General features: G+C 45.8%; 9 protein-coding genes. 2 read left to right on the top strand and 7 right to left on the bottom strand.

Annotated elements, in window-relative coordinates; genetic code table 11:
* Positions 1 to 121: 121 nt before the first annotated feature.
* Positions 122 to 2,539, top strand: coding sequence for a putative bifunctional diguanylate cyclase/phosphodiesterase (locus ACUM5Y_RS08065; protein WP_445976362.1), 2,418 nt, complete (start codon positions 122 to 124; stop codon positions 2,537 to 2,539).
* 113 nt (positions 2,540 to 2,652) lie between these two features.
* Positions 2,653 to 3,168, top strand: a complete 516-nt coding sequence (locus ACUM5Y_RS08060; protein ID WP_445976361.1) for a hypothetical protein — start codon at positions 2,653 to 2,655, stop codon at positions 3,166 to 3,168.
* An 81-nt stretch (positions 3,169 to 3,249) separates the two neighbouring features.
* Here ACUM5Y_RS08060 and ushA read toward each other — a convergent pair whose 3' ends face one another.
* The 7 genes from ushA to ACUM5Y_RS08025 form a co-directional block, all read right to left on the bottom strand.
* The gene (gene ushA, locus ACUM5Y_RS08055) at positions 3,250 to 4,857 is read right to left on the bottom strand and encodes a bifunctional UDP-sugar hydrolase/5'-nucleotidase UshA (RefSeq protein WP_445976360.1); all 1,608 of its coding nucleotides are present in this window, start codon (positions 4,855 to 4,857) and stop codon (positions 3,250 to 3,252) included.
* 252 nt (positions 4,858 to 5,109) lie between these two features.
* The gene (locus ACUM5Y_RS08050) at positions 5,110 to 6,144 is read right to left on the bottom strand and encodes an HD domain-containing phosphohydrolase (RefSeq protein WP_445976359.1); all 1,035 of its coding nucleotides are present in this window, start codon (positions 6,142 to 6,144) and stop codon (positions 5,110 to 5,112) included.
* Positions 6,145 to 6,148: 4 nt separating this feature from the next.
* A complete protein-coding gene (locus ACUM5Y_RS08045; RefSeq protein WP_445976358.1) occupies positions 6,149 to 8,671 on the bottom strand; it encodes a hybrid sensor histidine kinase/response regulator in 2,523 nt (840 codons plus the stop codon).
* A gap of 239 nt (positions 8,672 to 8,910) precedes the next feature.
* The gene (locus ACUM5Y_RS08040) at positions 8,911 to 10,020 is read right to left on the bottom strand and encodes an ABC transporter ATP-binding protein (protein WP_445976357.1); all 1,110 of its coding nucleotides are present in this window, start codon (positions 10,018 to 10,020) and stop codon (positions 8,911 to 8,913) included.
* A 93-nt stretch (positions 10,021 to 10,113) separates the two neighbouring features.
* Positions 10,114 to 10,998 (bottom strand): carbohydrate ABC transporter permease, encoded by an 885-nt coding sequence (locus tag ACUM5Y_RS08035; protein WP_445976356.1) that lies wholly within the window; start codon positions 10,996 to 10,998, stop codon positions 10,114 to 10,116.
* Complete coding sequence (locus ACUM5Y_RS08030) at positions 10,991 to 11,920, bottom strand: carbohydrate ABC transporter permease (protein ID WP_445976355.1); 930 nt, start codon at positions 11,918 to 11,920, stop codon at positions 10,991 to 10,993. Before ACUM5Y_RS08030 ends, ACUM5Y_RS08035 begins: the two co-directional genes overlap by 8 nt.
* A gap of 88 nt (positions 11,921 to 12,008) precedes the next feature.
* Positions 12,009 to 13,256 carry an ABC transporter substrate-binding protein gene (locus ACUM5Y_RS08025; RefSeq protein ID WP_445976354.1) on the bottom strand — a complete coding sequence of 416 codons (1,248 nt, stop codon included), beginning with the start codon at positions 13,254 to 13,256 and terminating at the stop codon, positions 12,009 to 12,011.
* Between the last annotated feature and the right edge of the window lie 191 nt (positions 13,257 to 13,447).

Below are 13,447 nucleotides of genomic sequence, written 5' to 3'. Positions count from 1 at the left end.
AGCATTTTCATATGAAGCTAACGCAAGATCAGCAATAAAGAGTGATGATAAAGGCTTACCAAAATAAGTATTAGATTCTTGTGAGGAGGCTTATGCCGCGCTTTTTTAGGTTAGGAGAGATATGTTAACACTACGTAAGCGTCTTTCTTATAAGCAGGCTAAATGGGCGCTGGTCTTGTTGTTCATACTCAGTATCTTGCTGAGTGGGTATCAAGTGTATTCTGACTGGCAAGCCGAGAAGCACAACATTGCCAACCAAGTTCGAGCGACGTTAGACGTTATTGAATACCCCATTGTCGAAGCGGCTAATGCACTGGACGAAGTTGAGACTCATAAGCTATTAACAGGCTTGATACGCTCGGCTTATTTCCATGAAGCAAAAGTTGTTGATGATCACGGTATTGAGATTGCCAGCGCTTACCACCCAACTGAAACACCTCCCTTTCATTGGCTCATTAATTCCGTCTTTACGGGGTTAGAGCACACCTACCATTTACCTTTATATCATGATCCTGCTGTCTGGATAGGCACGTTAACTGTGCAACTGGATGCTGATAAAGTGGTGGGGCGTTTTATCGATCGCAACCTTCAGTTGGTGGCCACTGTTCTATCTGCCATAGTGATACTCGGTGCTGGGCTGCTCACGCTGTTTTATTTTCTATCCTCGCGACCGCTGAATCGATTAATTGCTCAATTGAGCTATCTAGAAGACGAGGTTAACGACCCAGAACAAGTGCGTTTTGCCCATACGTCCCGCGAAGACGAACTGGGTATTTTGTCTCGTAATATCACTGCGCTTTGGCATAAGCGTAAAAGAGTAGAAGGTCAGCTGGCTAAGAGTGAAGCCTACTTTAAGGCGGTTTTGCATCAATCCAGCGAGTGTATGTTGTTGGCCGATTTACAAGGGCAGATATTGGACTGTAACAGTGAAACCTGTCGATTATTAGGCTACGACGCCGAAGCCTTGCAGCAATTAACCATAGATCAAGTCGATGCCGAGCAAACGCCCCAATGGCTAACGAAATGGGCGACAGAATCTCCTGATACTGCGAAAACCTTTGAAACCGAATATATGCGCGCTGATCAGCAGTGCTTTCCGGTGGAAGTGCGGGGCAACATTATTATGCTAGAAGGCGAAGCGCATTTTCTGGCTTCGTTTCGTGATATTACCCAGCGTAAGAAAGATCAGGAGCAGGTGCAGTTCCTCGCCTATTATGATGCCTTAACCAGCTTACCGAACCGTCGATTGCTGAACGAAAATTTAGAAAAGGCACTTGAAGAAGCCCAGCAGCAGGGGCATGTGGGTGCCTTATTATTTATCGACCTAGACCGCTTTAAAGCCATTAATGATTCCATGGGACACCACACAGGCGATGCTCTATTAGTGGAAGTGGCTAAGCGCATTACCACTGAGCTAAAAGAGCGAGACACTGTGGCGCGTATCGGGGGTGATGAGTTTGTTATCTTGTTGCCACAGCTCGGCTCGAACATAGAAGAAGCGGAGCAAAAAGGCGCTAGGCTGGCGAGTATTTTATTAAACATGCTGTCTCAGGCTTTTTACCTGAACCAAGCTGAGTTGTTTATTTCTGCCAGTATAGGGATCAGCTTGTTTCCTGCCGAACAGCAAGATGACCTGCCGATCTTACAACAAGCCGATACGGCCATGTACGAAGCCAAAGACAATGGCCGCAATGGCTATCGCTTTTATCGACCTGAAATGCAGCAACAGCTTGCTCAGCGGCTAATGATGGAAAAAGCCTTACAGCAAGCCATGAAGGAGGATGAGTTCTACCTCTTGTACCAACCTCAGGTTGATGCGCAGGGCAATATTATTGGCACAGAAGCTTTATTGCGTTGGAATAATGAGGTGTTAGGTAACGTTTCTCCTTACGAGTTTATTCCCATTGCGGAAGAGATTGGGCTCATCGATGAACTTGGTCGCTGGGTGCTGGATACTGCCTGTGGTCAGCTCAAGCAGTGGCAAGATCAAGGGTTGCCAGCCACCTTTGTGAGCATGGCGGTGAATATCAGTCCCTATCAGTTTTCTAAAGAAGGCTTTGTTCAAGATGTGTTACAAGTAATTGAAGATCATCAAATCCTTCCTTCCTTGTTAGATCTTGAAATTACCGAAGGGATGCTGGTGGAAAACATTGCCGCCGTGGCCGATAAAATGTGCCAGCTAAAAGAGCGAGGCGTGCGTTTTTCCATTGATGATTTTGGAACCGGTTATTCCTCACTGCGTTACTTACAACACTTCCCACTTACTCGCCTGAAAATCGACCAGTCGTTTGTGCGAGATATTTCCGCCGATCCGAGCAGCCATGTGATCATCAATACGATTATTTCGATGGCCAATCACATGAAGTTCTCTGTGTTAGCAGAAGGCGTGGAAACCCTAGAAGAGCGCGATATATTAGCTTCCATTGGCTGTCATCGTTATCAAGGCTATTACTTTTCACGACCCGTGACTGCTGACATTATTGCTGACTATCTGTTTAAGCAAACTTGCCTGCCCGCACCTCTTAGCCAAAATTCCTAGAAGCCTCGTAACTTGGTTGTAAATGTCAGCTATTGTGCGCGTTTTTGCGCCTTACATACGGGCCTATATTTGCGATCATCAAACAGCCTAACAATAAAAATAAGGGGAATCATGTGAACAAACGAATCGGACTGACCGCGCTGGCGATGTGTCTAACCTATGGTGTACAAGCGAGCGAGTTGGAAGGGCGGTGGGCGTTGCAAAATGCCGACGATACCCAAGCACAGCTTGATGAGGCGGTTGAAAAAGTCGCCAAAGAAATGAATTTCTTTATCCGTGCCCTAGCGCGGCCTGTGCTAAAAAAGCAAACTCAAATTTGCCAGCAATGGCAGCTGAAATTTCAAGCAGACGACTTCACTTGGCAATGTGATGATGCCGACCCAGAACGCATGCCTGTGGCGGCCAAAGGCGAGGTGGTGAAGGTAGACGAAGAAGAAGTTGAGATTAGTGGCACTTTCCAACAAGCCAGTAACAAGATAGTCACTGTTTTGGAGTCTGAACGAGGCAAGCGAACGGACACATGGGAAAAGCTTGGGACAAATGAGCTACTTTATACGGCTAAGCTGGAGTCGGAAAAACTGCCAACGCCTTTAACTTGGAGCCTAACCTATAAGAAAGTGCGTCCTTAGTCGAGTAGCGAAGACCCTAAAAAACGAAACCCCCAATAGTCAAAATGACCATTGGGGGTTTTTATTGGCTGACGTTAAAAATTAACGCTTAACTGCGCCTTTAGGAGCGAATTTCGCTACATCTAGAGGAGAGTTGTTTTGGATGTATTCTACCAATACATCGGCATCTACATAGCCTGAGTTCACGTAGTTAGGATGATCCGTTACTTTAGGGTAACCGTCACCACCTGTCGCTACATAGCTGTTGATGGCTACACGATAACTACGGTTCGCATCCAGCGCTTCGCCATTAACCATGATGTTGGTTGCTTGGCCATCTACCAAAGTGAAGGCCACACCATCAAATTGAGCAAATGCACCGGTACCAGCTTCTTTTGAACCAACGCCTGATAGATAAGAAGTCAGCTCATCAGCGCTTAGATCCACATAAGAAATGGCGTTAGCAAAAGGCTGAACCTGCAATACACTCTTGTAGGTAACAATACCTTTTGGCATGTCATCACGGATACCACCAGAGTTCATTACACCTATGTCGGCATTTACTTTCTCTTTCATGGCTGCCGCAATCAAGTTACCTAAGTTGGTTTCTTGGAAACGTACAACACTACGTTCACCGACTAGATCATCACTTGCGTAACCGATTTCAATGTTTAGTTCAGCTTGGCCTTTCTCTTGGAAAGGTGTCAGCATGGCAAGCATTTCAGGGTTTTGCTCGATTTCTTCTTCGATGAAGACTCGTACTGATTTACCTTCCGCGTCTTTTACCTTTTTCTTAAGGTTAACAGGGATAAGCTTGTATTCGGAGCTGATGATTTCGCCGTTTTTGATGACCATGTCTAAACGACCTACGTATTTACCCCATTCGTGGGCTTGTAGGATAAGTGTGCCGTTCTGCTCATCAGGTTCTGTTAGAGGGATCTGAGAGTGACCACCAACAATTACATCAATGCCAGGTACAGTGCGGGCTAAGGTCACATCACCAGGAGCGTTACCACCGTGTTGACCATTGTCGTAGTGACCCATGTGAGTGGCAGCGATAACGATGTCGGCTTTTTTACTTACTTTAGGGATCAAAGTTTTTGCGACTTCGATAGGCGATTCAATTTTGATGCCTTCTAAATATTCTGGATTACCTAGCTTCGCCGTGTCATCCGTCGTGAAACCTACGACAGCTACTTTTAGGTCAGCAACTTGGAAGATGTGGTAAGCATCGAATAACGGCTTGCCAGTTTCTTCGTCAAGAATGTTAGCTGATAGGAAAGGGAAACCGGCCCATTCTTGCTGTTGCTTAAGAACTTCTAGCGGGTTGTCGAATTCGTGGTTACCCAGCGCCATGGCATCGTATTTCAACATGTTCATGCCGCGGAAATCCGGCTCAGCATCTTGTAAGTCAGACTCTGGTACACCTGTGTTAATGTCACCACCAGATAGTAGAAGAGAGTTGCCGCCTTCTAATGCAACTTCCTCTCGGATGTTATCGATCAGCGTTTTACGAGCTGCCATACCGTATTCACCGTTACGGTTTTGCCAGAAGCGACCGTGGTGATCATTGGTGTGTAGGATAGTTACTTTGTATTCTTTGTCTGCTTCCCAGTCTGGTTGGCTAGTACCCATCATCGAGCAGCCTGTAACAGCAATGGCTACCCCTGTTAAGGCAAGATGAGTCATAAATCTTTTACTGGATTTCATGTGTTTTTCCTTGCTTATGTCGATGTTTATTAAGTTAGTGTCAGCATTTGTGTGGATTATTTTATGGGCACTGTAGAGTCACAGGTGCGTATTATTATTCTTTGTAACCTATGAATGTATCTTATAATTGTGACAAGTTCGAGGCCAAAACGTTAAAAATTTGACCTAATGTGCAAGATTGTGAGGATTATTTACACTTTTCTCTTGCTCGAAAGTGTATGCAGAGGAAACTTTGGTTGGGAATATGTGTGTTTACTCGATTATTTCATCTTGCCATTTGGCTTTAACGAGCAGGATTTCACTTAAGCAGTCTTCAAAAACCGTTACTAAGTCTGGGTCAAAGTGCTTGCCAGACTGTTCTTTCATTAGGTTAACGGCTTCTTCAACGGTCCAAGCTCTTTTATAAGGGCGTTCGCTGGTGAGTGCATCAAATACATCGGCGATAGCAACAATACGCCCCTCAATCGGAATTTCCGCCCCTTTTAAACCATTTGGGTAGCCCGAGCCATCCCATTTCTCATGATGAGTGAGAGCGATGACGCGCGCTAATTTCAATAAAGAGGATGAGTGTTGACCAATGATCTCAGCTCCCATGCTGGCATGTTGTCGCATGACCGCCCATTCTTCATCTGTGAGTTTGCCGGGTTTTAGCAAGATGGCGTCGGGGATACCGATTTTACCTACATCATGCATAGGGGCTGCGTGTAATAATTCTTCCGCCGCGCGCTCAGAGAAACCAATGGCTTTGGCCATGATTTTCGAATAGTGGCTCATACGAATAACATGCTGCCCTGTTTCGTTATCTTTGTATTCCGCCGCACGGCCTAAGGTTTGTACCAATTCTAAACGTGACTGATGTATGGCATCGAGGCGGTTGGTGTTGAGGTGGACTCGTACTCGAGCTTTAACCACAGAAGGGTTAACAGGCTTGGTGATGTAGTCTACGGCCCCCGCATCAAGACCATCTGTTTCGTTGGCGCCATCACTCAGTGCGGTCACAAAAATAATCGGAATATGGGCGAGGAGCTTTTCGCTTTTCAATTCTGCACAGACTTCAAGGCCGCTCATTTCAGGCATCATAATATCGAGCAGAATCAGTTCTGGTGGCTCCGCATGCACAAGTTGTATGGCTTTTTTACCATTAGTCGCAAACGCAAGGCGATAATCTTGTTCAAGTATTCTCTTTAGCACATGAAGGTTGGTGGGCTCGTCGTCAACAATCAGCACTAGGGGCTTTTCGTCACGGTTAAATGGCTTCATGGACTGAGGAGTGGTTGCGTAGGACATAGTATTAACTCGTTGTGGATCCGGCACTAAAGGTGTTAATTAGCTCAATGGCTTCATCAAATTCAAAGTTAAAAACAGCGTTGTTAAGCTGTTCACTTTGAGCTTGCGGTAAGGCAAGGCAGATTTGGTTTAGTAAGTCGTCGTCGACTTCGCCTTTGCTCAAGCTGGCTATTAGCAGGGCTGCTTGTTGTGGGTCAATTTTTGGCGCTGCTGGTAAAGAGGTTTCCATTTCGCTTTTAGCTTTTTCCTGACTGACCATGCTGTCTTTTATCAAGGATAGCTCGGCAATGATTTCTTGCCATAAAAGCGCGCTTTCTGTTTGGTGCCGAGCGGCAAGAAGTTGCTCTAATTTTTTGCACAGCTCCGAGGCTTTGTTAAGGCTTAGATTCGCCGTAGAGCCTTTAAGTTTATGAGCAAAGCCAATTTGCAGGCTAAGCTCTTGGTGAATTATTTGCTCACACTCGTCGACAATATTCTTAATAAAGTAACCAATTTGTCTTTTTAGTTCTTTACGGCTACCCCAGCGAGATACCCCGCTTCGCCAATCTATAGAAGCATCTAGATCAATGTTTTGACGACTGGTTTGATGGGTATCATCTATCTCGTCTTCCCCATCAATAACTCGGGATATCTCATGAATTAGCTGATCCAACTCAACCGGCTTGGAGCAAAAGCCATTCATACCCGCTTGGCTAGCCGCTAAACGGTCAAGTTCTTGCACACTCGCCGTTAGTGCAATGATGGGCGTTGGTTGACGATGCTCGCTTCTTTCCCAGGCGCGAATTGCTTTGCTGGAAGATAAACCGTCCATGTGAGGCATGTGTAAATCCATCAGCACCACATCAAAATTTTGCTCGCGGAAGGTTTTATAGGCTTGTTCACCATCAACGGCAGATACAACCGTATGGCCTAAGCGGCTTAAGCGCAGTTCCAGCAAGTCAGTATTTTGCTTCACATCATCGGCCACCAAGATGTGCAGTTCCGAACTGGCTGCTTTTATGTTGGCGGCTAATAAGGTGGGCGCCTCTTCTTCAGTGCATTCGGGCAAGGGCAATACCAACGTAAAGCGGCTGCCTTTTCCTGTCTCACTCTCTACGCTTATTTCACCGCCCATCAGCCTGGCTAATTGAAGTGAAATGGTGGTGCCAAGACCCGTTCCACCAAAACGACGGGTAACAGAGGCATCGGCTTGAGAAAAAGGTGCAAAGATCTGTTCAACGCTCTCAGATGGAATGCCTATGCCGGAATCTTCGATAACGATACAAACATTGCTACCCATTCTCTTAACGTTGAGGTGCACATAACCTTTAGAGGTAAACTTGATGGCATTGCCCAGCAGGTTTAACAGGATTTGTTGTATTCGATGAGGGTCTCCTCGATAGCAGTTACCTAAGCTCGGTTCGTATTCAAATGTGAACTCTAAGCCCTTTTTCTGGGCCCCAAGTTTTAGGGTTTCCCGCACATCAGAACACAGCTTATGTAACGAGAAGTTCTCGTTCTCAAGGGGCACGGTGCCATGTTCAAGTTTCGCTGTATCAAGAATGTCATTGAGCAATTTTAGTAAGGAAAACGCGGAGTTATGAATGGTGCTGATGTGTTTGCGTTTCGAGCCTAGTAGGCTTTCATCTTCTAGCAGTAATTCCGAATAACCAATAATGGCATTCATTGGCGTGCGAATTTCATGACTCATGTTCGCCAGAAATTGGTTTTTTGATTGCGCCGCGCTTTCAGCAATGTCTTTGGCATGACGTAATGTTTGTTCCATGATTTTTCGTTCAGATAAATCGTTTACAAACTTCATAATACGCACGGGATTACCTTGCGGATCTAAAATAGGACAGTAAGTGGCAAATATATGAGCTTCACTGCCTTTTTTATCTTTTCGCGTAAATTCACCAGAGAGGTATTGTCCACTGCGAAGTTTTTGCCAATGGTTTAAATAAGATGGGTCTTTTATATCCTCAGTAAAGCATAAAGTTTTATGATGTTGCCCTATTAACTCTTCGCGAGAGTAGCCCATTAAAGATAAAAAATTGTCGTTGGCATTAATAATTAAGCCGTCTAAATCAAACTCCACTAGCATTAATGATCTTTGCAAGCCTGCTGCGATGCTTTCAAAGTCGGCAGCACGGTGCTTTTCTAAGGTGATGTCGGTAGCATATTTAACGAATCGTAAAAGCTTACCGTCTTTATCGAACACTGGATTATAGGAGGCTTGTAACCAAATCTGTTGGCCATTTTTGTGGCGACGAGAAAACTCACCCGAATGAAATGTGCCACAGCCTAAAATATCCCAAAAGTTTTGATATTCCGCTGTGTTAAGCAAGCTTGGGTCCACCAAAATACTGTGGTGTTTGCCAATAAGGTCTTTTCCTGAGTAGCCAAAAATCGCCAAGAAGTTTTGGTTAGCTCGGATAATATTGCCAGATAAATCAAATTCGATTATGGCTTGAACGCGATCAATAGCTCGCTGGTTATTTTCCAGCTGACTAATTTTTTCTAATAACTCATCGTAAGAACTAGACATGTTTTCCTTGCGGCGCTTACTGGTCGAAAAAGTCCTTTGTTGCTAAAGCTTTGAGTAATTATTTTAAGACGCGTTAGTGGGTTAGGTATTGTCGGACAAATAAAAAGTTAACTATAAATAGTTAGTGGTTAAATAGAAAGCAAACCGTATGATTTTGCTTGTCAAGAAAGTGAAAATATTTAGGAATTATAAAAAAAGCCAGCCCGAAGGCTGGCCAACGCTCTTTCTGAAATAAAAGGTTATTTATCTAAACGCTCACCGGTGTTTTCATCAAAAATAACGGCCTTAGAAGTATCGAACATCATTTGAATCACAGAGCCAGGCTTTGCTTCGTATGCTGGATTTGAACGACAGTTAATCTCAGCATCGTTTACACGGGTGAGTATCATGGTGTCGGCACCCATTGGCTCAGTGACCTCGACTTCAACACCTGTTGTTGTCACGAAGGGTTGGCCTTCTTTATGGGGTTGCGGCTCAGTGATCATTTCTGGACGTAAGCCAAGCAATACGGTTTCGCCAATACGCTTTTCTAAGCTTTGTGGTTTCGGGAAAGGTAGCGCCACAGTGGCATCCGTTGCCAACTCCAGCATTGGTGTGCCGTTTTGTGAAATCACCTTAGCTGGAATGAAGTTCATAGCAGGGGAACCCATGAAACCCGCCACAAATAAGTTAGCTGGGTTGTCATAGATTTCCTGCGGTGTGCCCAATTGCTGTACTTCTCCGTCCTTCATGACTGCAATGCGATCTGCCAAGGTCATGGCTTCGATCTGGTCATGGGTCACATAGACAATGGTCGTGCCGAGTTTTTTGTGCAGTTTTTTGATCTCGGTACGCATTTCTACTCGCAGCTTGGCATCTAGGTTCGATAATGGCTCATCGAAAAGATACAGCTGAGGGCGACGGGCTAAAGCGCGACCCATGGCCACACGCTGGCGTTGACCACCAGACAGTTGTGCTGGTTTACGGTTAAGTAAGTGGCTGATTTGCAACATTTCGGCCACGCGCTGGATTTCCACATCGCGTTCTTCTTTAGGGACTTTACGCATTTCTAAGCCGAACGAAATGTTTTGAGCCACTGTCATGTTCGGGTACAAGGCGTAGGACTGAAAGACCATGGCAATGTCGCGATCTTTCGGGCTGGTGTAAGTGACGTCGTTATCGCCAATAAGAATACGACCTTCTGTAACGTCTTCTAAACCAGCGATGGAGTTCATTAGAGTGGATTTACCACAACCAGATGGCCCTACCAGAATGAGAAACTCACCCGCTTCGATGCCAATGTTAATGCCTTTTAAAACTTCTGTGCTGCCGTAGCGTTTTTTTACGTTATCAATGACTAGACTTGCCATGTTGTGCTCCAAATTCTTTACGAATCATAGTGTTAGTAAGCCACCCGCGCGGTGATGAATGAAAGAGCGCGAGTGCTGTTGCTGTAATAATGATTAACCTTTTACTGCTCCGGCGGTGAGGCCACGAACAAAATATTTACCAGCGAAAATGTACACAGCTAGGGTTGGCAATGCGGCGATGATGGCGGCGGCCATATCGACGTTATACTCTTTACCCCCAAAGCTGGTGTTCACTAGGTTATTCAATGCCACGGTAACCGGCTGGGTATCAAAGCCTGAGAAGGCGACACCAAACAGGAAGTCGTTCCAAATTTGCGTAAACTGCCAAATCACGGTGACCACGATGATAGGTGTCGAAACTGGCAAAATGATGCGATAAAAGATGGTGAAAAAGCCGGCCCCATCAAGGCGTGCTGCTTTCACCAGCTCACCCGGAATGGATTGGTAAAAGTTACGGAAGAATAAAGTGGTAAAGGCCACCCCATACACCACGTGAACAAACACCAGACCTGTGGTGGTATTGGCAATACCTAACCAGCCCAAGGTACGTGCCATAGGCAACAGAATTACTTGGAAAGGAATGAAACAACCTACTAATAGTGCTGCGAAAAACAGATCGCTACCGCGGAATTTCCATAGGGAAATAACATAACCATTGAGTGCGCCCAGCAGGGTGGAAATCGCCACCGCAGGTAACACGATCTGGAAGGAGTTCATGAAGTAGGGTGAGAGTCCGCCACAGCTGCTGCCGGTACATGCTCCAGACCAAGCTTTCGACCAAGCGTCAAAATTCAGTGCACCGGGTAATGACAACAAGGTGCCAGTGCGGATTTCTTCTACGTCTTTTAGGGACGTCAGTAACATGACAATAAAGGGCATCAAGTACACCGCCGCCATAACCAGCAAAACAGTGTATAGGGCTACTCTTAGTATCTTTTCAACGCCTGTGGTTTGACGGCGAGTCGCTTTATTACTCATGGCGTTCACCTCGCAATTCAGAGTACAAATAAGGGATCAAAATCGCCAACACACAACCTAACATGACCATGGCAGAGGCGGAGCCTAGGCCGATTTGGCTACGGGTAAAGGTATGGGCGTACATGAAGTTAGCGGGTAAGTCGGAAGAATAACCAGGGCCGCCATTAGTTAAGGCTGCTACCAAGTCAAAACTCTTAATGGCAATGTGTGACAAGATCACCAGAGCACTGAAAAACACAGGTTTCAGAGAAGGCAAAATAATACGGCGATAAGTGGTAAAAGTGCTGGCACCGTCTAGGTGAGCCGCTTTAATCAAGTCTCCATCGACACCGCGTAAGCCGGCTAGAAACAGCGCCATAACAAAGCCAGACGCCTGCCATACTGCGGCAATAACCAAACAGTAAACCACCATGTCTGGGTTGATTAGCCAGTCGAATTTAAAGTTTTCAAAGCCCATATCTACCATTAGCTTTTCTAAGCCATTGGTTGGGTTAAGTAGCCATTTCCATGCGGTACCTGTGACGATAAAAGAGATCGCCATAGGGTAAAGATAAATGGTACGGATAGCGCCTTCGGCGCGAATCTTTTGGTCTAGGAAGATGGCTAAGACCACCCCTAGGAATAAACAAATGAGGATAAATAGGCCACCGAATACACCTAGGTTAGTTAAGGCGACTATCCAGCGGTCATTGTTGAATAGGCGTTCGTATTGATCTAGCCCAACGAATTTATAAGAGGGCAACATACGAGAATTGGTGAAGGACAATACAGCGGTCCAAATCATATAGCCGTATATGCAAACTAGGGTCACGATGACCGTAGGCGCCATAACGAGTTTTGGCATCAAGTCGGCCAAGCTTAGGCGTGCAGGACGACCTGACTGAGTCTTGGCAGACACAGAATTGGCGGTTTTAGTATTCATAATGAGTGCTTCACTACAGGGGAGGAACGGAGAGGCTGACCACAGGCCAGCCTCCTGTTTTGCTTTACTGGTCTAATAAGACCTGTGCTTACATGCTGGCTTTCACCGCACGTGCTAGCTTGTCTACAGCTTCTGTGGCTTGCATAGACTCGTTGTTGAAGAAGTTCGTTACGACGTCGTAAATTGCTCCTTGAACCATAGAGTTTACGGCCATGCCGTGAGCCATACTTGGTACTAGATCACCCGTAGATGAGCTGGCCAAGAAAGCGTCCATGGCAGAATGAGCACAAGCATCAAACTTATCTCTTGGCATATTCAAGCGTGCTGGAATAGAGCCTTTGTTAAGGTTGAAGGTTTCTTGGAAGTTCGGCTCAAGGATCAGACGCGTAAGGTCTTGCTGGGCTTTTTGAGCTTCATCACCGTCCACTTGGAACATGGCAAGGGAGTCGATGTTAAAGGTGAAGGTGCCACTGGTGCCAGGCGCTGGGAAACAAACGTAATCGATACCGGCTTGTTTGCCCGCCGCAGTGAATTCGCCTTTCGCCCAATCGCCCATGATTTGAATGGCCGCTTCGCCATTGATGACCATAGAAGTAGCAATGTTCCAGTCGCGACCAGAGAAGCCTGGGTCAACAAAGTCGTGCATCTTCTTGAAAGTCGTGAAGACATCTATCATGTCTTGGCTGCGTAGGGTTTCATCAGAGAGTTCAATGAAGGCTTTTTTGTAGAAGTCAGAACCTTTAGCAAGGGCAATGGCTTCAAATAAGGTTGCGTCCTGCCATGCTTGGCCACCGTGGGCTAGCGGGGTAAAACCAGCATCTTTGATTTTTTGTGCTTCAACAATGAACTGTTCCCAAGAGGTTGGGATAGAAGCACCAGACTTACGGAACACTTCGGGGTTAGCCCACATCCAGTTTACGCGGTGAACGTTGACTGGCGCTGCAACATAGTGACCATCGTGTTTCATGGTTTCACTGATCACAGGAGGAAGTACTTGGTCCCATTTTCCTGCTGCTGCAACAGAGTCTAAGTTGGTTAGGAAGCCTAGATCACCCCATTCTTGAATGGTAGGACCTTTGATTTGCGCACTGGCTGGAGGGTTGCCTGAAATGGCACGGGATTTTAGAACGGTCATAGCGGATTCGCCTGCACCGCCGGCGACAGCGAAGTCTTTCCAAGTATGCCCTGCGTCTTTCATTTCTTCTTTAAGAACGTTGATCGCAGCAGCTTCGCCACCTGATGTCCACCAATGTAGAACTTCTACTTCACCCGCGTGGCTTGTGGTAGCGGCAATAGATAGCGCAACAGTGGTTAAACCGAAAGCAATTTTTCTCATGATAAAAACCTTTTTTATTGTTATTTGACCAATCAAACTATCTATTTAGATGAATGATTTGATGTTTTATTTTTATGCGGGTTGAGCTGACTGTGCAAGCTCTAACCTATCGCATGAAAGAATTTAGCAAAGGATAGAATCGGCGTGGGTAATATAGAGCAACCTAATGTAACAAAGTCTTGCATAGCGTG

The sequence above is a fragment of the Marinomonas dokdonensis genome (genome assembly GCF_052747885.1).
The sequence above is the reverse complement of the archived record's forward strand: the minus strand, read 5'-3'. Positions and strand labels throughout refer to the sequence as shown.

Excerpts from the sequence above, each read along its gene's own strand:
- ACUM5Y_RS08065 (WP_445976362.1), top strand. The coding sequence starts at position 122 with ATGTTAACACTACGTAAGCGTCTTTCTTATAAGCAGGCTAAATGGGCG.
- ushA (WP_445976360.1), bottom strand. The coding sequence starts at position 4,857 with ATGAAATCCAGTAAAAGATTTATGACTCATCTTGCCTTAACAGGGGTA.
- ACUM5Y_RS08050 (WP_445976359.1), bottom strand. The coding sequence starts at position 6,144 with ATGTCCTACGCAACCACTCCTCAGTCCATGAAGCCATTTAACCGTGAC.
- ACUM5Y_RS08045 (WP_445976358.1), bottom strand. The coding sequence starts at position 8,671 with ATGTCTAGTTCTTACGATGAGTTATTAGAAAAAATTAGTCAGCTGGAA.
- ACUM5Y_RS08040 (WP_445976357.1), bottom strand. The coding sequence starts at position 10,020 with ATGGCAAGTCTAGTCATTGATAACGTAAAAAAACGCTACGGCAGCACA.
- ACUM5Y_RS08035 (WP_445976356.1), bottom strand. The coding sequence starts at position 10,998 with ATGAGTAATAAAGCGACTCGCCGTCAAACCACAGGCGTTGAAAAGATA.
- ACUM5Y_RS08030 (WP_445976355.1), bottom strand. The coding sequence starts at position 11,920 with ATGAATACTAAAACCGCCAATTCTGTGTCTGCCAAGACTCAGTCAGGT.
- ACUM5Y_RS08025 (WP_445976354.1), bottom strand. The coding sequence starts at position 13,256 with ATGAGAAAAATTGCTTTCGGTTTAACCACTGTTGCGCTATCTATTGCC.